The sequence below is a fragment of the Nocardia coffeae genome, from assembly GCF_019890715.1.
In the GTDB taxonomy this organism is placed as follows: domain Bacteria; phylum Actinomycetota; class Actinomycetes; order Mycobacteriales; family Mycobacteriaceae; genus Nocardia; species Nocardia jiangxiensis.
On the sequence record NZ_JAINZY010000001.1, the window covers coordinates 65936 to 89386 of the forward strand.

21 protein-coding genes are annotated in these 23451 nt (G+C 67.1%); 10 read left to right on the plus strand and 11 right to left on the minus strand.

The genetic code is table 11. The features are described from left to right. Positions 1-116 precede the first annotated feature (116 nt). Positions 117-575, plus strand: coding sequence for a limonene-1,2-epoxide hydrolase family protein (locus K7711_RS00300; protein ID WP_222963785.1), 459 nt, complete (start codon positions 117-119; stop codon positions 573-575). Positions 576-779: 204 nt separating this feature from the next. Here the strand turns inward: K7711_RS00300 and K7711_RS00305 are convergent, their stop codons facing one another. The 4 genes from K7711_RS00305 to K7711_RS00320 all read right to left on the minus strand — a co-directional run bounded on the left by K7711_RS00305 (position 780) and on the right by K7711_RS00320 (position 4715). Then, positions 780-1649 (minus strand): acyl-ACP desaturase, encoded by an 870-nt coding sequence (locus K7711_RS00305; protein WP_222963788.1) that lies wholly within the window; start codon positions 1647-1649, stop codon positions 780-782. A 94-nt stretch (positions 1650-1743) separates the two neighbouring features. Beyond that, entirely contained in the window at positions 1744-2322 is a 579-nt protein-coding gene (locus K7711_RS00310) for an LGFP repeat-containing protein (protein WP_222963790.1), read from the minus strand. Positions 2323-2507: 185 nt separating this feature from the next. Next, positions 2508-3788 carry an RNA 5'-3' helicase PhoH2 gene (gene phoH2 / locus K7711_RS00315; RefSeq protein ID WP_372460111.1) on the minus strand — a complete coding sequence of 427 codons (1281 nt, stop codon included), beginning with the start codon at positions 3786-3788 and terminating at the stop codon, positions 2508-2510. Between the two features lie 546 nt (positions 3789-4334). Beyond that, complete coding sequence (locus K7711_RS00320) at positions 4335-4715, minus strand: DUF488 domain-containing protein (RefSeq protein ID WP_222963794.1); 381 nt, start codon at positions 4713-4715, stop codon at positions 4335-4337. A gap of 68 nt (positions 4716-4783) precedes the next feature. Here K7711_RS00320 and K7711_RS00325 point away from each other — a divergent pair, with 68 nt between their 5' ends. Together K7711_RS00325 and K7711_RS00330 are read left to right on the plus strand one after the other, a co-directional pair. Continuing rightward, entirely contained in the window at positions 4784-5056 is a 273-nt protein-coding gene (locus K7711_RS00325; RefSeq protein WP_040827670.1) for a hypothetical protein, read from the plus strand. Between the two features lie 68 nt (positions 5057-5124). Next, on the plus strand, positions 5125-6123 hold the full coding sequence (locus tag K7711_RS00330) for an LLM class F420-dependent oxidoreductase (protein ID WP_222963796.1): 999 nt from the start codon (positions 5125-5127) through the stop codon (positions 6121-6123). 67 nt (positions 6124-6190) lie between these two features. Here the strand turns inward: K7711_RS00330 and K7711_RS00335 are convergent, their stop codons facing one another. Continuing rightward, entirely contained in the window at positions 6191-7123 is a 933-nt protein-coding gene (locus K7711_RS00335; RefSeq protein ID WP_222963798.1) for a fatty acid desaturase family protein, read from the minus strand. A 214-nt stretch (positions 7124-7337) separates the two neighbouring features. Between K7711_RS00335 and K7711_RS00340 the strand changes: the two genes are divergently transcribed. Beyond that, on the plus strand, positions 7338-7646 hold the full coding sequence (locus tag K7711_RS00340) for a glutaredoxin family protein (RefSeq protein WP_040827673.1): 309 nt from the start codon (positions 7338-7340) through the stop codon (positions 7644-7646). Positions 7647-7809: 163 nt separating this feature from the next. Here K7711_RS00340 and glyA read toward each other — a convergent pair whose 3' ends face one another. Both glyA and K7711_RS00350 read right to left on the minus strand, forming a co-directional pair. Next, positions 7810-9105, minus strand: coding sequence for a serine hydroxymethyltransferase (gene glyA, locus K7711_RS00345; protein WP_222963800.1), 1296 nt, complete (start codon positions 9103-9105; stop codon positions 7810-7812). A gap of 346 nt (positions 9106-9451) precedes the next feature. After that, positions 9452-10648 carry a DUF885 domain-containing protein gene (locus K7711_RS00350; protein WP_222963802.1) on the minus strand — a complete coding sequence of 399 codons (1197 nt, stop codon included), beginning with the start codon at positions 10646-10648 and terminating at the stop codon, positions 9452-9454. A gap of 266 nt (positions 10649-10914) precedes the next feature. On the opposite strand from K7711_RS00350, the gene coaA reads away from it, so the two are divergent. Then, the gene (gene coaA, locus K7711_RS00355; RefSeq protein WP_222963804.1) at positions 10915-11847 is read left to right on the plus strand and encodes a type I pantothenate kinase; all 933 of its coding nucleotides are present in this window, start codon (positions 10915-10917) and stop codon (positions 11845-11847) included. Between the two features lie 773 nt (positions 11848-12620). Here coaA and K7711_RS00360 read toward each other — a convergent pair. Together K7711_RS00360 and K7711_RS00365 are read right to left on the minus strand one after the other, a co-directional pair. Continuing rightward, a complete protein-coding gene (locus K7711_RS00360; RefSeq protein ID WP_222963806.1) occupies positions 12621-13220 on the minus strand; it encodes a hypothetical protein in 600 nt (199 codons plus the stop codon). 99 nt (positions 13221-13319) lie between these two features. Further along, on the minus strand, positions 13320-14099 hold the full coding sequence (locus K7711_RS00365) for an isoprenyl transferase (protein WP_372460083.1): 780 nt from the start codon (positions 14097-14099) through the stop codon (positions 13320-13322). Positions 14100-14266: 167 nt separating this feature from the next. Between K7711_RS00365 and trhA the strand changes: the two genes are divergently transcribed. Then, on the plus strand, positions 14267-14935 hold the full coding sequence (gene trhA / locus K7711_RS00370) for a PAQR family membrane homeostasis protein TrhA (RefSeq protein ID WP_372460112.1): 669 nt from the start codon (positions 14267-14269) through the stop codon (positions 14933-14935). 158 nt (positions 14936-15093) lie between these two features. After that, the gene (locus tag K7711_RS00375) at positions 15094-16683 is read left to right on the plus strand and encodes an adenylate/guanylate cyclase domain-containing protein (protein ID WP_235746494.1); all 1590 of its coding nucleotides are present in this window, start codon (positions 15094-15096) and stop codon (positions 16681-16683) included. Between the two features lie 17 nt (positions 16684-16700). On the opposite strand, the gene K7711_RS00380 is transcribed toward K7711_RS00375, so the two are convergent. Further along, on the minus strand, positions 16701-17300 hold the full coding sequence (locus K7711_RS00380) for an LGFP repeat-containing protein (RefSeq protein WP_222966496.1): 600 nt from the start codon (positions 17298-17300) through the stop codon (positions 16701-16703). A gap of 180 nt (positions 17301-17480) precedes the next feature. Continuing rightward, positions 17481-19580, minus strand: a complete 2100-nt coding sequence (locus K7711_RS00385) for a thioredoxin domain-containing protein (RefSeq protein ID WP_222963810.1) — start codon at positions 19578-19580, stop codon at positions 17481-17483. Between the two features lie 350 nt (positions 19581-19930). On the opposite strand from K7711_RS00385, the gene K7711_RS00390 reads away from it, so the two are divergent. Genes K7711_RS00390 through K7711_RS00400 form a run of 3 tightly spaced genes read left to right on the plus strand, consistent with a single transcriptional unit; the run spans position 19931 to position 23449 of the window. After that, positions 19931-20977, plus strand: coding sequence for a GNAT family N-acetyltransferase (locus K7711_RS00390; RefSeq protein WP_222963812.1), 1047 nt, complete (start codon positions 19931-19933; stop codon positions 20975-20977). Then, positions 20967-22250 (plus strand): MFS transporter, encoded by a 1284-nt coding sequence (locus K7711_RS00395; protein ID WP_222963814.1) that lies wholly within the window; start codon positions 20967-20969, stop codon positions 22248-22250. The genes K7711_RS00390 and K7711_RS00395 overlap by 11 nt, the downstream gene beginning before the upstream one ends. After that, on the plus strand, positions 22229-23449 hold the full coding sequence (locus K7711_RS00400) for an ATP-grasp domain-containing protein (protein WP_222963816.1): 1221 nt from the start codon (positions 22229-22231) through the stop codon (positions 23447-23449). The genes K7711_RS00395 and K7711_RS00400 overlap by 22 nt, the downstream gene beginning before the upstream one ends. The last annotated feature ends 2 nt before the right edge of the window (positions 23450-23451 follow it).

Sequence of the window (23451 nt, forward strand, 5' to 3'; positions counted from 1 at the left end):
CGGTCCCCGGTACCCGCACACCCGCTCGGGAACAAAAGGCACGGAACCGACGAACACGGCGTCGAACGGGCCCCGATTCCATGGATTCGGACCCCGCCGCGGCATACAGTCGGAGCATGTCCGACAAACCCGAGCTACGGCAGGATGCGATCACCACGGTTCGCGAATTCTTCGCGGCGTTGGAGATGGGCGCGGTGGACGAGGCGCTCGAACTGCTCGATCCCGATATCGTCTGGAAGAACACCTCGTTGCCCGACGTGCGCGGCGTCAGCCGCGTCGGCGGTCTGCTGCGTGGCCTGTCGCGTGAATCCTTCGGCTTCCGCGTCGATATGCACCACATCGCCATCGAAGCCGACGGCCGTCCCGTCTCCGAGGGCGATACCGTCCTCACCGAACGCACCGACTACCTGCGTGCGGGCCCGGTCGAGATCGGCTTCTGGGTGTGCGGCACCTTCGAACTGGTCGACGGCCGCATCACCCTCTGGCACGACCACTTCAGCTGGGAGAACTTCCTGCGAGGCACCGTGACCGGCATCTGGCAGGCAGTGCGGGGCTCCACCTACTCGAAACGTTGACCCATAAATCCGCACTACGGCCTCGCCGGACAATGCGCGCTGGCCCTACCCGAACAGGTATGCGCTAGCGACCACTGATCTGGCAACGACATGGGTAACTCCCCGGGAACGCCCGAAACTCGGCCGGGCTCTCAACCGTCGGCCCGACCCCCGAATCTCCCCGCGCTCAACGGCACGCTGAAGTCGCGGGGAGGCGGGGGAGAGTTACGGAGAGGCGGGGGAGCGCAGGTGGGCCAGTTCGGTGCGGGCCTTCTCGCCGTCCGCGCTCAGGTCGGTGCGGGTGAAGACGTTCCAGCGGGCCAGGAGCGGAGTCAGGACGAGTTCGGGCTCGCGGGCCGGATCGTAGATACCGGCCTCGGCCAGGATCGTGGTGCTGGAGCGGCCGTCGGCGAGGGTGACCTCGGGCACGGCGAACGCGGCGACCTGGTCGGCGATCGCGCGCACGGTCTGATCGGGCGCGAGATTCAGCGCGGCGTCGACGAGATCGGCGAAGAATTCGGACTGGAGTTCGTCGTCGGCGGCGATGCGGTCGGACATCGCGGTGACGATCGGATTCTCCCCCAGCGCCGCGGTGTTGCGATGCCGGATCGCGGCGGCGCGCTCCTCGAAGGCGCTGACGGCCAGCACATCCAGCAGATGCAGCGCGGGACGGCGGAATCCGGCGGTCATGTAGGACATCCGCATCCGCTCGAGTGCGACCGGATCCACCGCACGGGTGACCACCAGATAATTCCGGAGCATGATCGCGTGCCGATTCTCCTCGGCGGTCCACCGGCCGACCCAGCGCCACCACGGGCCGGTGCGCAGATACCTGCCCACCTCGCGGTGGTACGAGGGCAGGTTGTCGGCGATCAGCACACCGACGGTCAGTGCCAGCTGCGCGACCTCACCGAGTTCGGATTGACCGGGCTCCCAGTCGGTTCCGCCGAGGAAGGCGAAGTTGCGGCCGTCGTCCCACGGCACGTAGTCCTGCGGTTGCCACTCGTCTGCCGTGGCGATGTGTCGCCGCAGATTTTCGTCCACCTCCGCCGCAAGTGATTCCAGCAGCTCACGGTCGGTCAAGAGAGTTCGCACGCCGACAACCTACCTATTCGTGGACCGAAATGGGCATCTACCGTACAACAGCCCGGGAACATCGTTCCCGGGCTGTTACACAACACGAAGCGAACTACTTCATCGTCACCGAGGTCTGGTTGTTCACCCAGGTGATGCTGCCGCCGGTGAAGTCGCTCTGCTTACCGTTGGCGATGTCCTTCTCGTCGGTGGTCGGATAGCCGAGCTTGCCGTTGATCCCGCCGTTGCTGTCCCACGCCTTGCGGATGTCGCCCCAGACCACGTGCGGACCGGTCTGTTCGCTCCAGCAGATCGCGCCACCGGTGAATTCCTGGCAGGAACCGCCGTTCGGGCCGTTCATCGAGTTGCCGGTGGGCGCCCCGAGTGTGCCCGCGGGACCACCCATCTCGTTGTACTTGGCCAGAACGTGCCCGGCGACGGTGATCTCGCCGCTGGGCGTTTGGATCTTGGTCTCCGCCGCGGCCCCGTTCGCACCGGTTTCGTTGGCGGCGGATTCCTTCGCGCCCGACTCCTTCGCGCCGGATTCGTTCGCGGCGTTGGTGGCCGCGGCGCCCGCGGACGTCGTGGCGGAGCTGTTGTTGTCGTCATTGCTGCTGCACGCGGCGGTGAACAGCAGTCCCGCCGCGGCCAGCGTCATCGTCATCGCGGCCGAGCGTCGAGCGAAGTGGTGCATATCCATCCTCTCGAGAGAGGTTGCCGACGGCCCGCGCAGAACGGACCACCGGCAACCCGAAGCCGGTGCCCTGCTACGAATCAGCGAACCACTGATGTTTCAACTGAATCGCGCCGAACAGGTATCTCGGCGAAATATACCCGCCGACTCCTCGAGATAACCGGATGCTGTGAATTCGCTCGGAATCAGGCGTGCGGGCCGTACTCCTCCAACATCTCGGTCACCAGCGCGGCGATCGGCGACCGCTCGCTGCGCGTGAGCGTGACATGCGCGAACAGCGGATGCCCCTTGAGTTTCTCGATCACCGCGGCGACGCCGTCGTGCCGGCCGACGCGCAGATTGTCGCGCTGCGCGACGTCGTGGGTGAGCACCACCCGCGAACCGCTGCCCAACCGGCTCAGCACCGTCAGCAGCACATTGCGTTCGAGCGACTGCGCCTCGTCGACGATCACGAACGAATCGTGCAGCGAGCGCCCGCGAATGTGCGTCAGCGGCAACACCTCCAGCATGCCGCGGGCGAGCACCTCCTCCATCACCTCGGGACTGGCCAGCCCGTCGAGGGTGTCGAACACCGCCTGCGCCCAGGGGCCCATCTTCTCGCTCTCGGATCCGGGCAGATAGCCCAGTTCCTGTCCGCCGACCGCGTAGAGCGGACGGAAGACCACCACCTTGCGCTGAGATCGCCGCTCCAGCACCGCTTCCAGACCCGCGGTGAGCGCCAGCGCGGATTTACCCGTGCCCGCCTTACCACCGAGGGAGATGATGCCCACGCTCTCGTCCAGCAGCAGATCCAGCGCGACCCGCTGTTCCGCCGAACGCCCGTGCAGCCCGAACGCCTCCCGATCGCCGCGCACCAGCTGCACCCGTTTGTCCGGAGTCACCCGGGCCAGCGCGCTGCCGTTCGTACCCAGCAGACGAATTCCGGTGTGGCAGGGCAGATCCCGGGCCTCGTCCAGATCGATCGAGGAGTCGGCGTAGAGCCGGTCCACGACGTCGGCGGCGACCTCGAGTTCGGTCATCCCGGTCCAGCCGGAGGTGATGACGTCCTGCGCGTGATATTCGTCGGCCTGCAGACCCACCGCACCGGCCTTGACCCGCAACGGAATATCCTTCGACACCAGCACCACCGTGCGGCCCTCGGCGGCGAGATTGAGGGCGCAGGCCAGGATGCGGGAATCGTTGGTATCGGTGCGGAATCCGACCGGTAACACCTCCGGATCGGTGTGATTGAGCTCCACGTGCAACGTGCCGCCCACGGTCCCGATCGGAATCGGCTCGTCGAGCCGCCCGTATGCGATTCGCAGATCGTCCAGCAGCCGAAGCGCTTCCCGCGCGAACCAGCCGAGTTCGTGGTGGTGGCGTTTGGCTTCGAGTTCGCTGATCACCACCAGCGGCAGGACGACCTGGTTCTCGCCGAAGCGCGTGATGGCCCAGGGATCCGACAGCAGAACGGAGGTGTCGATCACGAAGGTTTTCGATCCGGATTTCTCGCCGGACCCGGAGGTGTGGGCTCCCTTTCCGGAGCCTCCGCTCACATCGGAGCGGGCATTCGAGGAAGCGATGACGGAGCGTGCATCAGTCACGGTGGGCTCCTTTGTTGCCCGGGCTACACCCGCCCGGACCTATCTCGCTGGACCGGTCCGACCCGGGGTCATTCGACCCGAGGGCCGGGTGCCGGCCCCCTCGCACTGATTTGCTCAGCCACGATCAGGACCTCCCGTACGAACCACACCTACGCGGCCCGCACATCCGACGTTACTGCGGTTTCGCCGATCCGGCTTGCCGGTTTTGCAAGCGTGTTGGTGAAGTTCCCGTTAACGTGCGGCTGGACCGGGGGCGCAGGAGCGATGCCCCGGTGTGATATGTATCTCAGCGAGGCATTCGCGCAAACGGCTGCCGGATCGCGAAAGATCCGCTGCTCGAGCGATTTCGGGTGTCGCGCGGGCAACTCGGCGCCCCGCGCGGCCGCATCGGCCCGGCCGTCCGAACGCGATCCCGGACATTCCCCGCGATCACGGCAGTTCTTCGCCGAATTGCGCGAGCAGCACCGGGATATGGCTGTGCGCAACGTCTTTCACGGACGTCACCAGAGTGACCGGACCGGACGCGCGCAACTCGCGCAGATGCTCGAGGCCCTGCCGGTGTTCGTCGTCCTCGAGTTCGGTCCGGTACCTGCTGGCGAACTCCGCGCCGCGATGTTGCGGGTCGGCGTGGAACCAGCGGCGCAGATCGTTGGACGGAGTGATCGCCTTCAACCATTCATCGATGTGCGCCTGCTGTTTGCTGATGCCGCGCGGCCAGAGCCGATCGACGAGTACGCGACATCCGTCGTCCGGGTCGGGCGCGTCGTAGACACGTTTCACGGCGAAGCTCACCGACGGTTGCTGTGTCATACCTCCATGGCAGCACGAATTACCGCCACGCGCGAGACCCGCACGGTTCGAGCCGATAGAGTCGTCATATGGCCGATGCTGCGGAACTGGAGAAGCTCTCGTCGAAGGAACTGCACGACCGTGCCGTCAAGTACGCGGTGCGCCACGGTGACGTGCGCTTCCTGTGGCGGTTGCTGGAGCAGATCCCCGCCGCCGAGGCCGCGACGGGCAATGTCGGCGAGAGCGCAGCCGATATCAAATACGTCCTGCCGATGCTGGACGATTACGTGCACGCCGGGGACGGGGACATCGCGGAGGTTCTGCGCCCGTTGTACGTGGAGTACCTCAGCAAGCACGGGTGATCGCCCACAGCGAAACGGCCTCGGCTCGCGTTGACATGGAGCGCACTCCAGGTCATAGCGTTCCACTCATGACGAACGCACAGACGCAAGGTCCCGGATCGGCCGGTAAGCGGCGGATCCGGCTGGGGTATCAGATGCCGCATTTCAGTCATGCGGCGTCGGCGCGGGAGCTGTTTCCCTCGGTGATCGAGCAGGCTCGGGCGGCGGAGGCGGCGGGATTCGATGCCGCGTTCGTGATGGATCACTTCTACCAGCTGCCCAATCTCGGTGCGCCCGAGGAGCCGATGCTCGAGGCGTACACCGCGCTGGGGGCGCTGGCCACCGCGACCGAGCGAATTCAGTTGTCCACCTTGGTCACCGGGAACACCTACCGGAATCCGGCGATGCTCGCCAAGACCGTCACCACGCTGGACGTGGTCAGCGGCGGGCGCGCGGTGCTGGGCATCGGCGCGGGGTGGTTCGAGTTCGAGCACATCGGGTACGGATACGAATTCGGCACCTTCACCGAACGTTTCGAACGGCTGGAGGAGGCGCTGGCGATCATCGCGCCGATGCTGCACGGACAGCATCCCACCTTCGAGGGCAAGTGGTACCACACCCGCGAGGCGCTGAACGAGCCCCGCATTCGCGATGATCTGCCGATCATGCTCGGCGGCGGCGGGGAGAAGAAGACCTTCGGCATGGCCGCACGCTACGCGGATCATCTCAACATCATCTGCAACGCAAGCGAATTGCCGCGCAAGATCGATGCGGTGCGCGCCCGGTGCGAGGAGAACGACCGCGATCCGAAGACCCTGGAGACCAGCTTCCTGGCCTTCGCGATCATCGACGAGGACGGCGATCGCGCCCGCAAGCTGCAGGCCGAAGTGGCAGCCAAGCAAGGTGGTGCGGATCTGAGCGACCGCCAGTTCGTCGGCACGCCGGACGATGTCGCCGAGCAGGTTCAGCGCCGCGTGCTGGACCACGGGGTGGACGGCATCATCGTCAATATGATCACCAACGGCCACGAGCCGGGCGTGTTGGAACTCGCCGGCAAGGCGCTGAGCCCGCTGGTGCACAAGGACTAGCCGCTCCCCGCGGACCGGTCCGGATCCCGCCGCCGACGACGAGACGCGGCGGCGGGATTCTCCGGTTTCAGCCGAGTTCGATGGGGCCGCGGAACTGACGCGCGGCCGCGGCGGCCCATCCGAGGTCGTAGTGCCCACCCTCGTCGAGGAATTCCTCGCGCAGCTCGTACCAGCGCAAACCCGGATGCCGGTGATGTACGCCGTGCAGGTTGAAGCTCAACGCGGCCTGTTCCAGGACGCCGGGCAGACGCAGGTTCAACGCCTCCAGCGGGGCGTCCAGGTCAGTGCCGTAGTGGTAGGCGTTGTCCGACAGGGAAATGACGAACGCCCGCCCGCCCAGCGCCGCGAGCAGCATCCAGCCGTACCTGCCGTACGCGAGGAACGCCGCGGCGTACAGCACCACGATCGCGGCCGCGTCGGTGCGGAACTGTCGCAGCACCTTGGCCTGCGCGATCCGTTCGAACAGCAGTCCCGCGACGGAATCCGGCGCGTCCACCCGCCGGCCGAGCCCGCGGATCACCGCGACCGGGAGTGCGGCCAGCGGCAGGGCCGCGACCTCGAGCAGGTAGAGACCGCCGCACAGCCGCACGTAGTAGCCGGGTGCGGTCTTGGCCCAACTGGACGTCGCGGGGTCGTAGATCTCGGTGCGTTCCCGGGTGCGGCTGTACCGGTGGTGCAGCAGATGACCGATCTTGAGCATCGCGAACGGCGAGCCGTACAGCAGCGCCAGCGCACGCCCGCACAGGTCGTTGACCTCGCGTCTGCGGATCAGGGTGCCGTGAACGGCCTCGTGGATCAGCGACCAGAACGGTGTGGTCAGCAGCACCGGCGCCAACAGCGACCAACCCCACATCGGGTCATATGGCAGCAGGATCGACGGCAGCAGGAACAGCTGGAACGCCCCGACGACGACCGCCGCACCGATCAACCACGAATTGATCGCCCGCACCGGCCGCTCGCGGGATCTGCGATTCGTACGACCGGTCCCCACATCGGTCATGGGCGCTGTCCCTGTTCTCGTCGAGCCTGTCGTTCCCCACTCATCGTGCCACTCCGCACCGGAAGCGGCCCAGGTCGAACGGGCTTTCCACCAAGAACTCGCGATAACGTCATCCCCTGGTCGAGCGGGATTCACCTCGGGTGACCGACCGGGACGCCGAGCAACCCCGCAGCCGTCCCGACGAACGTCGGCGCGGCGAATAGACTCATCTCGTATGTCCGACGACATCTCCCCCGAACTGGTCGTCTATCGCCGTCCAGGCTGCCCCTACTGCGCCCGGCTACGACGAGTGCTCAACCGCCACGGGATCATTCACCGCGAGGTCGACATCTGGGGCGACCCGGAGGCCGCGGCATTCGTGCGGTCGGTGGCCGACGGCAACGAGACCGTACCCACCGTTGTGTTGAAAGAAGGCGCATCACAACGGCATTGGGTGAATCCCACGCCGAGAAAACTGGTCGCGACCGTGACCGCCGACGCGCCGGAACTCACCGGCGGCACACGTCGCTTCGTGCTCTGGTAGCCCCGCCCACCCAGCTCCCTCACCCTCGACAACGCCGGCACCAAGGTCGGGGCCTGGGTCGATTCTGGACTGACGGAGCGGGGGAGCGAAGCGGAGGAGCGGAGGAGCGAAGAATCGGCCCTTCGGGGGCCCCGACCCCGCCGGAGCGGAGCGGAGGCCGAAATTACAGCAGGCCCCAGTCTTCCAGCCCCTGGTACAGGGGCCGGTCGGCGGCGAGCTTGCTGACCCGGGCGCGCAGCGCGTCCAGATCCGCACCGCCCGCGAGCGCGGTGGCGATGATGTCGGAGACCTCGGCGAACTCCGCGTCACCGAAGCCACGGGTGGCCAGGGCGGCGGTGCCGATGCGCAGGCCGGAGGTGACCATCGGCGGGCGCGGGTCGAACGGAACGGCGTTGCGGTTCACCGTGATTCCGACCTCGTGCAGCAGATCCTCGGCCTGCTGGCCGTCCAGCACCGAGTTGCGCAGATCCACCAGGACCAGGTGCACGTCGGTGCCTCCGGTCAGCACGGCGATGCCCTTGTCCTTCACATCGGCCGCGGTCAGACGCTCGGCGAGGATCTTCGCACCCGAGAGCGTGCGCTCCTGACGCTGCTTGAACTCCTCGGTCCCGGCGATCTTGAACGCGGCGGCCTTGGCGGCGATCACATGCATCAGCGGACCGCCCTGCTGACCGGGGAACACCGCGCTGTTGAGCTTCTTCGCGAAGTCCTGCTTGGCCAGGATCAGACCCGAACGCGGACCGCCGAGGGTCTTGTGCACGGTGGAGGACACCACGTCGGCGTGCGGCACCGGCGAGGGGTGCAGTCCGGCCGCGACCAGACCGGCGAAGTGCGCCATATCGACCCACAGGTACGCGCCGACCTCGTCGGCGATCTCCCGGAACGCCGCGAAGTCCAGATGCCGCGGATACGCCGACCAGCCCGCGACGATCACCTTCGGCCGAACCGAGAGCGCCTGCTCGCGCAGGGCCTCCATGTCGACGCGGTGATCCTCCTTGCTCACCCCGTAGGCGTGCACCTCGTAGAGCTTGCCGGAGAAGTTCAGCCGCATGCCGTGGGTGAGGTGCCCACCGTGCGCGAGATCCAGACCGAGCAGCTTCTCGCCCGGATTCATCAGCGCCATCAGCACCGCGGCGTTGGCCTGCGCGCCCGAATGCGGCTGCACATTGGCGAATTCCGCGCCGAAGAGTTCCTTGACGCGCTCGCGCGCCAGGTTCTCCACCACGTCGACGTGTTCGCACCCGCCGTAGTACCGGCGACCCGGATAACCCTCGGCGTACTTGTTGGTCAGCACACTGCCCTGAGCCTGCAGTACCGCACGCGGTACGAAGTTCTCCGAGGCGATCATCTCGAGGGTGTCGCGTTCCCGGGCGAGTTCGCCCGCCATCGCGGCAGCGAGTTCGGGATCGAGTTCGGCGAGCGATTGGGAGTTCACGGAGGCGGCGGTCGTCTGGGTCACCAGCACAGTCTAAGTGGGCACGCGTAGCACAAGCGCGTGGGCTCCCCACCCGATTCGGCGGAATCGGCGCGCCGGTGTGCCCTCAATTTCTCGGGCACCCGAACCGGGGTGTTCCGGACCGGGATGCGCGGGCCGAGACTGGGACGCGGAAAACTCGATCACCGGAAAGGCACGTCCACGATGCAACCGATCTTCGCGCCCCTGAGCCCCATCGAAGCCCTGCTGCAGCAGATCTCACTCCTGGTATGCACGCTTTCCGGCGGACATTGTTCCGTGCCGATGTATTGAGCACAGGCGAATTCGATGATCATCGGATCCTGCGCCTCGCCCGGGTGACCCCCGGGCGTCACATGCGGCGGACCGCTCCGGGGGTGAGCGGTTCGTCGAGCAGGCGGCGGAAACGATCGGCGCGGTCGTCCTCGTCGGCGGCGCGGTCGAGCCAGCCGCCCAACAGGCGATAGCCCTCCACGTAGGTGCTGATGTAGGCCCGCCACAGCGGCGAGGACAGGAAGCGCAGCGACTGCCTGGCGCGATCGGGGGTGGCCAGACTCCAGCGCTGCAGGAATCCGGCGACCTCGTTCGCATCCCGGCCGCGATCGTGCAGCAACAGCGCGGCGTCCTGCCGCACGCCCAGCAGTTTCGCCGACGCGGTCGAAAGTCGTTCCGCGCGTTCGCCGTCGAAGCGCAGCCCGAGATCCGCGTAGATCTCCTGCGCCCACCGACCCCAGCCCGGCCCGACGATCGAACGCAGCGCCAGATCCGCCAGGCCCTCGGCCATCAGGCACTGCGGGGTGTTGACCACGAACAGCGTCTGCTCGGCCTGGCCCGCGCCGACCAGTCCGGCCTCCTTGCGGCAGTGCTCGGTGTGATGACCGGGATACGCCTCGTGCGCGATGAGCGCCGGAAGATGCGCCATATGTTGTTTGAGGTCGGAGTTGATCGCGACCTTGGACCGATAGTTGCCCAGGTAGTAATTGAATCCGGACCACGGCTTGTCGCCGACGACCTCGTACTCCACCTGTTCGTGATCGGGCAGCGGATAACGCGCCCGGACCAGTTCGCGCAGGGCGCCGGAGAAGGCCGCGACGCATTCGCTCAACCGCTCCGGGGGCACCTCGTCGGCCTTGCGATGCGCGCTCACCCGTTCGAGCAGCGACCCGTCACCGGCCAGGACCTCGTCCATCTGCCGATGCGCGTCGCGGTAGTCCTCCTCGTTTCCGGGCGCGATATCGACGTCGAAATAGGCGCGCACCTCGTCGACGAAGGAGATCTGCTCACCGGCGAACTTGCGCGCGGAACATTCCAGGGCGCGCAGATGGACATCGAGGAATTCGGTGCGCACCTCGGGCAGACCCGCCTCGGGCAGTTCCTTGCGCAATGCCGCAGCCTGCGTTGCCAACTCGCCCGGCAGCGGCGCGGGCCCCTCCTGCACCTCGCGTCGCAGCGCGGGATCGCCGGTGTAGGCGTCGACGAACCCGGGTTCGAGGCGGTCGAAGGCCAGCCCCAGCCGCAGATAGTCCGTCACGAGCGGATGCGCATCCATGACAGCCGACCATACCGCGACCGGGCGTTCACGCAGTCCGAGCAGCACGAGGCCGCCGAAACCCGGAGGCCGGGAGAGAAATGTCACGCATAGTTACCGGCGAGTAATAACACCCCGTGTACGAGGCGCCCTTGCCCGCGAGGACAATTCGCCTATGCCAGGACTGCCCACCGGATCCCGTCCCGCCGGGCGCGCGGACGGCGCCGGATCCCGGTGCGGCGTCCGGACCGAATGCGTCATGTGCACCGAACCGAGAGCGTGGGTAAATGGCACGGATGAGTGAGCCGAGTCCCTATGTGGAATTCGACCGGAAACAATGGCGCACCCTGCGAAAGTCGACCCCCCTGGTACTCACCGAGGAGGAACTGTTCGGCCTGCGCGGACTCGGCGAGCAGATCGATCTGGAAGAGGTCGCCGAGGTTTATCTGCCACTGGCCCGATTGATCCACCTCCAGGTCGCCGCACGCCAGCGATTGTTCGCCGCCACCGCGACCTTTCTCGGCGAGACCCATCCGGACCATCAGGTGCCGTTCGTCATCGGCATCGCCGGTAGCGTCGCGGTCGGCAAATCCACCACCGCGCGCGTGCTGCAGGCACTGCTGGCCCGCTGGGACCACCACCCGCGCGTCGATCTGGTCACCACCGACGGATTCCTTTATCCGACAATCGAACTCACGCGTCGCGGAATCATGCACCGCAAGGGATTCCCGGAAAGTTACGACCGGCGCAAGCTGCTGCGTTTCGTCACCGAGGTCAAATCCGGCGCCTCCGAGGTCTGCGCGCCGATCTACTCGCACATCGCCTACGACATCCTGCCCGATCAGTTCCACTGCGTGCGCCAGCCCGACATCCTGATCATGGAAGGACTCAACGTCCTGCAGACCGGGCCGCGCCTGATGGTCTCGGATCTGTTCGATTTCTCGGTCTACGTCGACGCTCGGATCGAGGATATCGAGAAGTGGTACGTGAATCGCTTTCTGTCCCTGCGTAAGACGGCGTTCGCGGACCCGAATTCGCACTTTCATCACTATGCCGGATTCAACGATCAGGAGGCGACGATCGCTGCCCAGGAGATCTGGAATGCGACCAACCGGCCTAATCTTGTGGAGAATATTCTGCCTACTCGGCCGCGCGCGACTCTGGTGCTGCGGAAAGACTCTGATCACAGTATCAATCGGATTCGGCTGCGTAAGTTGTGATTTCGGGTTAGGCGGGGGTTGGCGGCCTCCGCAGGCTCCGGCGGGAGTAGGGCTGTATTTTTGGCCTCCGCTTCGCTGCGGCGGGTTTTCGGCGCTGTAAGGCTCGTCGCTGCGCCCTCGAGACTCGGCCTTCGGCCATGCGCTTCGAGGGCGCAGCGACGAGCCCGCGCCGAAAACCTGGAGTTGGCCTTGCTGAGCCTTTCGCTTCGCGGGCGACTACCAGCGGGACAGAGACTCTTCGCCGCTGGGCGCGTTCGAGAGGCTCCGGATGCCCCCCCCCCGTTTCTGGACGGGAGAACCGGGGGGTGCCTCCATCCGAGGGTTATGCGGTGGCGCGGCTCGGGTCAGATGCCGGTGCGTGGGATTGCACCGCCGGGGCACCATGTACCTGGGTCGGGACTGTGCGAACCAGTCGCTACACAGTTCTGGAACAATTTTATTGTCGGGCCCAGAGGATCGTCGTCTTGGCGGAAGTGGGGACGTGGGGCACCGGGCTTGCAGGAGCCGTGGTCATCACAACCGGGATGGGGGCCGACCATATCCGATCCTGCCCAGGCGGACGATGCACCCATGGCGACGCCCGCCACAATGCCGAAACTGATAACTCCGAGACGAACAGCCTTGCGCATACTCACCTTTCACGAAATGAAATACCGAGATCACACTACGATATTCCCAGCCGTGATAAACCCGCACATCGGCGATATCTGTGGCCGCGGAAGGTATTTCAGCTCGAACACCCGGCCTCGATATCGATTTACTCAGGACAGTCGTCAGACTTTCCAGGCGGCGTCGAGTCTGGTGGCCACATCGATTTCACGGACCGCGGCGATATGGGGTTTGCGGATCTCCCGGGCGACGTAACGGGCGATGAAGCGGCGGATCTCGTGGTCGACGCTGGCCAGCAGGCGTAGGAGTTGGCCGCGTCGGGTGGCTGTGGCTACGTTGACGCGGACGTCGCTGGGACGCGGCTCGGCGATGTCGATGATCACCCGAAGTGGTTCGGCGGTGCGGACGGTCAGGTGGACGTGCACCGCGCCGTCGACGTCGAAACGGTGGCGGTCCACGGTCAGATCCAGCAGCAGATCGACGTTCAGCGGGATCGCCAGATCGAAGGTGATCTCCTCGCCCAGATTCCGCACCAGCACCGGCTCACCGAGCCGCACCTGCGCGCTCACCTTGGCCAGTCGGCCGGGGCCCACTCCGATCGGTCCGAAATCGAAAGCGGCGCCGGTCAATTGGGAGAACGCGCCCGCGATTCGCGATTCCGACGCGGCGTATTCCAGGAATCGCCGACCGAAATCCTCGTAGCTGATGTACGGCGTCGAAGCCGACGCCACCTCCACCGCGCCGCGCTGCCCGGACTCACTCATGTACTGGACGGTACGCGAGCACGACCGCACACACCCCGATGATCATGCAATGCAACAGATCCTGCGCCGCGCCGTTATCAGCTCGCTCGAGACCGGCGCTCAGGTTCCGTAACGCCGATGCCGGGCGGCGTAATCGCGCAACGCGCGCAGGAAGTCGACCCGGCGGAACTCGGGCCAGTAAGCCTCGGTGAACCAGATCTCCGAATAGGCGCTCTGCCAGAGCAGGAATCCCGACATACGCTGCTCACCCGAGGTGCGGATGACCAGGTCCGGATCGGGCTGTCCGGAGGTGTACAGATGCTGGCCGATCGCGTTGACGGTGATCGACTGGACCAGATCCTCCCCCGTCTCCCCCGCCGACATCTCCTGCCGGACCAGCGAACGCACCGCATCGGCGATCTCCTGACGGCCGCCGTACCCGATCGCGACGTTGACGTGCACGCCGGTGCGGCCGTGGCTCTCGTCGGCGGCCTTGCGCATCCGGCGCGAGACCTCCTCGGGCAGCCCGTCGAGCGAGCCGACGATCTTCACGCTCCAGTTCTGCTCCGGCGCGGAGAGCTCCTCCACGACGTCGGTGATCACCTCGAACAGGATCTCCAGCTCGTCCGGGTCGCGATTGAGGTTCTCGGTGGACAGCAGATACACCGTCACCATCTCGATGCCCTCGGCCTCGCACCAGCCGACCAGCTCGGCGATCTTCAGCGCTCCGACGCGATGCCCGTGGCTGACATCGGTGAAGCCGTTCTCTCGTGCCCAGCGGCGATTTCCGTCACACACCACGGCCACGTGACGCGGATGTTGTTTGCCTGCGAGCTGTTTGGACAGCCGCGCCTGATAGATGCGATACGGCAGCTCACGCACCTGACTTGCAAGCCTCACGGAGAGCAACCCTACGCCCCGGGGTTATCGGCATGCCGCGTACATCGGCGGGACTCCGGCCGCTGACGTGTCATCAGTGTTCCGGTGGCGTGATCGCTAACTTACGGTACCGTAGGTTACTCAGGAGGTAAGTCGTGTCCGAATTGGTGACGCCCGTGCCCGACGCCCTGGGAACCTTCGGGCTCACGGCGGACATCCCGGTCAAACCGCGCATGCGGGGCTGGATCCACACCTGGGCGGTCGGAATCGCCGCCATCGCGGTCATCGCGCTGGTCGCGGTGTCCGCGACCGTTTCGGCGACCGCGGGCGTCTCGACCCTGATCTACGGGCTCACGGTCTGCGGCGTCTTCGGGGTCAGCGCCACCTACCACCGGGTGACCTGGTCCAGTACGCGGGCCCGCACCCATATGAAGCGGGCCGATCATTCGATGATCTTCCTGTTCATCGCCGGCAGTTACACCCCGTTCGCGCTGCTGGGCCTGCCCGGTCACACCGGGACGACGCTGCTGATCGTGGTCTGGGCGGGCGCGCTGGCCGGAGTCGCGCTCAAACTGCTGTGGCCGACCGCGCCACGCTGGGTCGGCGTACCGCTGTATCTGTTGCTGGGCTGGGCGATCGTGCCGGTCGCGGCGCGCATGACGCACAACGTCGGCGTGGCTCCGATGATTCTGCTGCTGGTGGGCGGACTGGCCTACAGCATCGGCGCGATCCTCTACGCCGCCAAATGGCCGAACCCCTGGCCGACGGTCTTCGGACATCACGAGTTCTTCCACGCCGCAACGGTTCTCGCGGCACTGTGCCACTACGTCGCGGTGTGGCTGGTCGTCCTGAGATGACCGCCCCGGTGCACCCGGAGCGCGCGGCGTACCTGTGACGTACCGGACACGATCCGGTCGAAACCGACGCCGCCGCACTCACGGGTTCTATGCTGCTCGTTCGTGCTCTACGAATCGATAGCGCGGTTGGATCATCCCGGCACGACCCCCTGCGCGCCATGATGAATCGGCTGATCCTGTGGGCGCTGCGGATGCGTTGGGGCCTGTCGACCGTCGTGCTGGCCTGCCACGTCGGCGGACTCGCGGTCATCATCATCGAACTGTGGCTGAGCGGATTCCTCGGACGGCTCGGGCCGGACTGGATGAGCGCGCTGGCGCAGACCTCGATCTACCCGATCCTGGGCGCGCTGGTCGGCGTCGCGATCGCCGTGCGCGATCGCAACCACTACTTCGGCTGGCTGGACACCGGTCGCAAACCCACCGAGGCCGAGGCGCGGCGGCTGTTGAACCTGCCGATGGCGACCACACTGCGGGCCCTAGCCATCTGGCTGCCCGGCGTGATCATCGTGACGTTACTGTTCGCGCAGGTCGTGCCGTCGCGGGCGATCGTGGTGGTCGGCGCGATGTTCGCCATGGGCGCCTTCGAATCGGCCGGTTTCACCCTGTTGATCGTGGATCGGCTGATCCGGCCCGCGATCCCGCTGGTCGCGACGGTCCTCGGCGGGACGATGCACTGGAGTTCCACGGTGCTCAACCGCGTCGTGCTGTCCTGGACGGTCTCCGGCGCGATGCCGCTGCTGATGCTGATCACCGTGCTCGCCGACCCGGTCGCCGCGCCCGGCGACCGCATCCACACCGCGCTGTACATGTCCCTGGTGGGTCTGCTGGTCGGCGCGATCGCCACCGCCACGCTGGCCCGCGCGGTCGCCGCACCGCTGCGGATGCTGCGCCGCGCGCTGGACCGGATCGCGCACGGCGATCTCGAGGTGCGAGTGCCGGTCGGCAGCGCCAGCGAGATCGGCCGCTTGGAGCATTCGGTGAACGAACTGGCCGAGAACCTGTCCGACCGCGAACGGCTGCGCGATATGTTCGGCCGGCACGTGGGCACTGAGGTGGCCGAACGCGCGCTGGCCGGAGGGATGGACCTCACCGGCGACGTTCGCGTGGTGACGGCGCTGTTCGTCGACGTCGTCGGGTCGGTCGAACTGTCCACCGAACTCGCACCGCGCGAATTCGTCGCCAAACTGAACCGGCTGCTGTCGATCGTCGTCTCGGCCACCGAGGACAACGGCGGGCTGGTGAACAAATTCGAGGGCGACGCCGCGCTGTGCATCTTCGGCGCGCCGATCGCCTTGCGCGACAACGCGACTCCCGCCCTGCGCGCCGCCCGCCGGATCCGCGACGAGGTGGCCGCCGGGGGTGAACTCGACATCGGTATCGGCGTCGCACGCGGATCGGTATTCGCCGGGGACGTCGGCACCGACACCCGCCTGGAATTCACCGTCATCGGCGACGCGGTGAACGAAGCGTCCCGGCTGACCACCGAGGCCAAACATGTGGCACGGCGAATCCTGGTGAGCCAGAACGTCATCGAGGCGGCCTCGGGCAACGAGAGCGCGTCGTGGGAACTACACGAGACCATTCACCTGCGCGGGCGCAAACAACCGACCGACTGCTGGACCGATATCGCCGCGACCGTGCCGGGCGCCGGGCGGGAGAAGGCGCCGGCTGCGAGCGGCAACGGAGCCGGGCCCGACTCGGAAGATGCGGTGCCGGACGCCGCGGTGCAGGCGGTTCGTCCCGAATAGTCAGCGAATACCGCGGCTCACGGGTGCCAGGTGATCCGGCCGCCCTGGAAGTCCTGGGCCTTGCCGCCGCGATAGTCGTATTCGTCGCTGGTCGGATAGCCGTAGCGGCCCTTCTCCGCGCCGTTGCCCTGCCAGACCCCGGCGATGGAACCCCAGACCGCGTGCGCTCCGGTCTCCTCGGACCAGTAGATCACTCCGCCGGGGAACATGTTGTAGCGTCCGGCGCTATCGTTCCCGGCCTTGGACTCATCCGAGAGCGGGAAGCCCAGCGGACTGCGCTCCCAGCCCAGCGAGGCGTATTTGTCGCGAATGAGACCGCAGATGTTGTGCGCGTCGGTGCCGACGGACCAGTAGATCGAGCAGCCGCGCTCGAACACCTGGAACTTGCCGCCCTGGGCGGCCGATTCCGGGGTGGTCGGATTGCCGAAGAAGCCCGCGCCGCCCGCGCGGTCGTAAGCCTTCTCGATGGAGCCGCCGACGTCGAACGCCCCGATGTGCCGCGCCGCCGCGGGGCCCGCGCCCGTTACAGTGGCAAATACCACGGCGGCGACGCCTGCGGTCAACGCCAGCGCAGCACGCCCGGCCGGGCGGTGCGAACGGTTCCTACGAGGCTGCATGGTCACGTGAACTCCCTGTCCAAGCGGCCGATCCTGACCCCGACGGCCGCTTCCTGCACGCCATACTGCAAGGACTCGGCGCAGTCGGCAAGCCTGCCCCGCCGAACTGGTGAGACTTCATAGCCGGAAGCTATGCATATCTCGCTGCCAGGGCTTTCTCGAGAATGGGGCGAGCGCTCGTCAGGTTGATGCGCCAAGCACGAGGGACGAGCGCAGCGCCTGCGGGTCGGTCACCGGAAGGTCGCAGACCGAGCCGCGGCAGACGTAGGCGGCCGGTCGGGCCTGGACCGGCGGCCGACTGTCGAGCAACGGCGATGAATCCTGTTTTCCGGCAAGCACCACCGAGCCACCGGGGGCCGACCAGCGTGCGGCGGTGAGCAATTCGGATGCGGCGGGATCGGCCCCCTCGGGCAGTGCGACCGCGATCTGCAACGGACCCTGCACCGCCGCCTCGGCGACCGCGAGCCAGTGGCCGCCGGATCGGGGTGCGCGGGCGAGCACGACCGCGCTGCGGGACAGGGTGGATTCGGCCAGGGCACGATAGCGGCCGGCTCGATCCGGTGCACTCAGCGCCGACGCCGTCAGCAGCGCCTCGGCGAAGGACGATGCGCCCGACGGGGTTGCGCCGTCGAACGGGTCACGCGGGCGGGAGATGAGCGATTCGGCGTCGTCGGCCGTATCGAACCAGGCGCCCGCGGCGGCCGGATCGGCGAAATGGGCGATCGCGATGTCCAGCAATTCCTGCGCGCGGGCGAGCCAGCCGGATTCGCCGGTGGCCTGATGCAGGGCCAGCAGACCGGTGGCCAACCAGGCGTAATCCTCCAGGATCCCGGGGGCCGCACCGGTCACGCCACCGAGCGAGGCGCGCCGCAGGCGGCCGTCGATCACATGCTCCGACAACAGCATTCGCGCGCACCGGGCCGCGGCGTCGACCCAGTCGGGCCGGGCGTGGGCGGCCCCGGCCTCGGCCAGCGCGGTGATCGCCATCCCGTTCCACGCGGTGACCACCTTGTCGTCCCGCGCGGGTTGCGGACGTTCGTCCCGGGCCCGTCGCAGCAGCTGCCGGACTCGATCGAAACGTTCGGGATCGACCGGACCCGAGACATCGGTGTGGCCCGCGGGCACCGGCAGGGTGAGCACCGAGGTGCCGTGTTCGAAACTTCCCTCCGCGGTCACGCCGAAGATCTCTGCCGCCCAAGCACCGTCGTCCGGGCCCAGGACTTCGCTCAGCTGTTCGGGAGTCCACACGTAGGTCGCACCCTCGACTCCCGGACCGCTCGGATCGACGTGCGTGTCCGCATCCAGCCCGGAGGCGAATCCACCCTGTTCGGTCGCCAGGTCGTCGAGCAGGAACGCCGCGGTCTCCGCGGTCACCCGCAGCGGCAGATCACCGCGCGAAAGCCGTTCCGCGGCAAGCTCTCGCGTACCGGAGCGGGCCAGATGCGCATAGCCACGCAGCAATTGAGCGTTGTCGTAGAGCATCTTCTCGAAATGCGGTACCACCCAGGCGGCATCGACCGCGTACCGGGCGAACCCGCCCCGCAGCTGATCGTAGATACCGCCGCGAGCCATCGCGACGGCCGTATCGAGCACAGCCTTGCGTGCCACCGGATCCCCGGTGCGTTCGACATGCCGCAGCAGCCCCTCCAACAGCGCGGACGGCGGAAACTTCGGCGCCCCACCGAATCCCGCGTACCGCGGATCGACATCGCGCAGCACCGCGGCCACCGCATGATCCAGCAATTCCGGACCGACCGCGAGATCACTGTCCGGCAGCCCGTCGGCCTGCGCGCGCAACGCCTCCGCCACCTGCCCCGCGGCCTCGTCCACCTCCGCGCGCCGGGTCCGCCAGGTATCGGCCACCGCGGTCAGCACCTGCGTGAACGAGGGCATCCCCCCGCGCGGCGTCTTCGGATAGTACGTCCCGCAGTAGAACGGCTCCCCTTCCGGCGTCAGAAAGCACGTCATCGGCCAGCCGCCCTGCCCGGTCATCGCCACGGTCGCCGACATGTAGATCGCGTCGATATCGGGCCGCTCCTCCCGATCCACCTTCACGCACACGAAGTTCGCATTCATCACCCCGGCCGTCCCCGGATCCTCGAACGACTCGTGCGCCATCACGTGACACCAGTGGCAACTGGCGTATCCCACCGACAACAGAACCGGCACATCCCGCGAAACAGCCTCCGCCAGCGCCTCCGGCCCCCACTCCCGCCAATCCACAGGATTGGAGGCGTGCTGCCGCAGGTACGGCGACGTGGCGCCACCCAATCGGTTCATGAGTTCACCTTACGGCCGATCCATGCAGACAGCCTCTGCTTGATCCGCAGCTCTATACGCCGACAGGCGACGAACCGTTACACGGTGTTTCATGGACACTTGATCTTGAATCCTTTGGCTACCCGCTCGCCGCCCACTCCGCTCAGCACACGGCCTATGCGCTATTTGCTTCCATCCGAACGGGATTGGAGATGGTTCCGGTCCCTCACCTCTTCCCAGCTCGACGATTGATGCTTACACTATTTAGCGGTACATAAAACACAGTGCCGTTATATGATGATCAGATCAAGATGATGGTGGCCGTCTCGGATCACCCTCCCGTGATGTGCAGGTGAGCTATGCGTGTCGACATGAGAGCCACATCGATCCGGCCCCCCGAATGGGACGACCTCGCAGCGGAAGTGTCCGAGTACACCGTGTCGATCCGCTGGCTCGAGACCATGGGGCCGCTGCTGCCGGGTGAGCCCCGCTGGCTGATTGCCTCGGTCGACGGGCAGGCCCGGGTCGGATTGCATGCCCGCTGGCTCGCTTCTCCCCCACCGGATGCCCGGTTCGACATCGCGGCCGTGCTGCGCGGCGATCTCCCGTCGCCGGAGCCGCGAACAGCTCCGGCCGCGGCGCCGGATACCGCGGCACTCTATCCGTCCGTACTGGTGACCCTGCCCGGATATTCCTGTGCGGCAGCGGGTTCCGGTGCCGCCGAACCGGCCCTGGTGCGGGAGACGCTGACCGCTCTGGATGCCTGGGCCGCGAGTCAGGGAGCACGGTCGGTGTCGTTCCTGTACATCCCCGAGCGGCAGGAACCACTGCGCCGGGCCCTGACCGAATTCGGTGCTACACAGGTGGAGCTGTACCCGACCTGCGTGCTGCCGATGACCTTCGGCAGCATGGACGAATACCTGCTGCAACTGCGGAGTTCACGCCGCAGGGACATCGGGCGGCTCCTGCGCCGGTTCGCCGAGAAGAATATGACAGTCGGTGAGGTCGATCTGGCCGAGGTTCGCGACGACGTGCTGGAACTGCGCCTTGGGCAGCTGCGGAAGTACAACTCCGCTGCCGATCGCCATACGCAGTCCGCGGCCCTGGATCGAATGCTCACGCACTACCGTAGTGAAGATATCGTGGTGACGGCGGTCCAGCGGGCCGGCCGGGTCGTCGGCTTCGCTCACGGTCTGCGGAACGGAAACACGTTGCGGGAGTTGTGGTGTGGACACCTGCCCGAGGTGGACGGCGCCTACTTCGTGACGCTTTTCTACACACAGGTCCGTGCCGCGTTGCAGCGCGGCATCGAATACATCGACTACGGCACCCTCGAATGGGGGCTGAAGACCAATTACGGCCTTCGGCTGGAGCAGTTGGCCGGCTACATGTGGATGGTCAGAGGCGATGGGCGGTAGCCGGCTGTTCCTTTTCGGCCAATCCATCTCGCTGCTGGGCGACGGCCTGGCCGTGCTCGCCATTCCGCTCCTGGTGTTGCAACTGACCGCCAGCCCGGTACTGTCGGCGCTGGCCGCCGCTCCGCGCGTGATCGGCTACCTGATCGCCGGACTGCCCGCGGGCCCGCTGGTGGATCGCGCCGATCCGTGGCGGATACTCCTCGCCGCCGATGCGGTGCGAATGGCGGTATTCCTGCTGCTGGCTGCCGCGGTGACGATGAGTAGATGCCCGGTCGCGGCGATCCTCGGCCTGGCCTGCGTCGCGGGGGTAGCTGGGGTGTTCTTCGAAACCGCGATGGCAGTCGCGGTGCGGGACCTCTACACCGGACCTCGGTTGATGCGCGCCAACGGATTTCTGGAAACCTCCGGACAGCTCTCGCTCATGCTCGGCCCGGCAGCGGTGGGTGTGCTGGTGGCAGCGGCAGGCCAGGAGACGACGTTGCTGGCGAACGCGGGGACCTTCGCAGTGTCGCTGGTCACGGTATGGCGGACATATCGGCGGCTGCCAGCCACCGAATCCACCGACACTGCCACAGCTGTGGGTGCAAAGCGCCCGGTGGCGCGCCGTGCAGGGGTTCTCGGGTCCGTGGTCGCTGAGTTTTGGAGCGGACTGCGGCATCTGGTGACTTCGCCCGTCGTCGCGGGTATCACGCTGCTGCAGGCGGTGACCGCCCTCGGTCTCGGGGCCGAAACGTTGATTCCGTTCTTCGCCCGCGAGCGGCTCGGCGCGTCGGCTGTCCTGGTAGGCCTGGCAGTGGCGGGAGGCGGCGTCGGCGGGGCAGTCGGTGCGCTGATCGCAGCCGCCGTAGGGCCGCGCCGGTCACCGGTTCCGATGTGCCTGACGGGAGTGCTACTCATGGCCGTCGGGTTGGCGCTGGCGGGGTTCGCGCCCGGCGTGCTGTGGCTGGCCGTCGCCAACGCGCTGCTGGCGGGGGCGAGCATGGTCGTGGTCGTCGTGGTCCGCACCCTGCGCCAGCAGGTGGTGCCGCGCGAGCTGCTCGGCCGGGTCACCAGCACGGCTCGATCGCTCGTACTCGCCGCCGCGGCGGCGGGCACGCTGCTCACCGGACTGCTCACCCGGCTCGCCGGCAACGATCCCCGTCCGGTGTTCGTCGGCGCCGCAATGTTCGTCGCGGTGTCCACCGCATCGGTGTGGGTGGGTGTGCTCGGCCGTACCGCTCGCCGACTCGACGTGTTCGACAGGAGTGACCAATGCGCCCCCACATCCTCGTGATTCACCGTTCACGCGGTCCCATCGCGCCGTATCTCGAAACCATCGATCACGCCGCCCACGAGGTGACCTATGTGTGCGCCGCACAGGTTCTGCACCGCATCCCGCAGCATGCGGCGGCCGAGGTCGTGGTCTTCGACGACGCCGAACCGGTGGACGACGCGGTCCGCGGGCTCGCCCGCCGACACGGTGTGCCCGAGCGCATCGTCGCGATCAGTGAGACGGATCTGCTGCAGGCCGCGCACCTGCGGTCGGAGTTCGGCATCGCCGGCGACCCGCCCGCGCACGCACTGCCGTTCCGGGACAAGCTCGTCATGTACGAGCGGGCCGCGGCGGCCGGTGTCGCGGTACCGGCATTCACCGACGCGCCGGACGCCGCGGCGATCTCGGCGTTCGCCGGGCGATCCGGGTTTCCGGTGCTCGTCAAACCCAGGCTGGGCCTCGGCAGCCGCGACATCGTCACGCTGTCGGGTGCCGCCGACCTCGCCGATCTACCCGATCTGCACCGCGAACCCTTTCTCGTGCAACGCTTCTGCCCCGACGAGACCGGCTCGATCGACGGCGTCTGGACCGGTGGCGAACTCGGGCCGTGGCGCGGTTCGCGGTACATCCACAGCTGCCTGGACTTCGCCACCGGCGAGAACAGCTGGGGGGCAGTCGAAATCGATGATCCGGCACTAGACGAGCAACTGGCGTCGTTCGCGAGCACGGTGCTCACGGCGCTGAGCGCGGGTGTGCCGACGGTATTCCACCTCGAGCTCTTCCTGGGTCCGGTCGGCGCGCCGCGTCTGCAATTGCTGGAAATCGCCGGACGGATGCCCGGCGCCGAAGCCACCCATCTCTGGCGCGAGGTACACGGCTACGACCTGGTCGGCGCGGCGCTGGACATCCAGATGGGCCGCACCCCGGACACCCGGCCGCTGCGGGCGGGGCGGGTCGCCGGGCAACTGCTGGTGCGCCCTCCCGTGCCGCCACCGTGTGTCGTGACGGCCACACGCCTCGACGTCGCGCCGGACCACGCGCCCTACCGCCATACGATCCCGGCCGTCGGCGAGGTCATCACCGAAACGGCCGGATACGTCGGCATCGGCGCGAGCTTCCGGTTCCGCGCAGACACCTCGCAGGCCGTCGCCGAGTCCATCCGGCACACCCTGTCGGGGTTCCGGATGGACTGTGCCACCGCAGAATTCGAGAGAATATGACC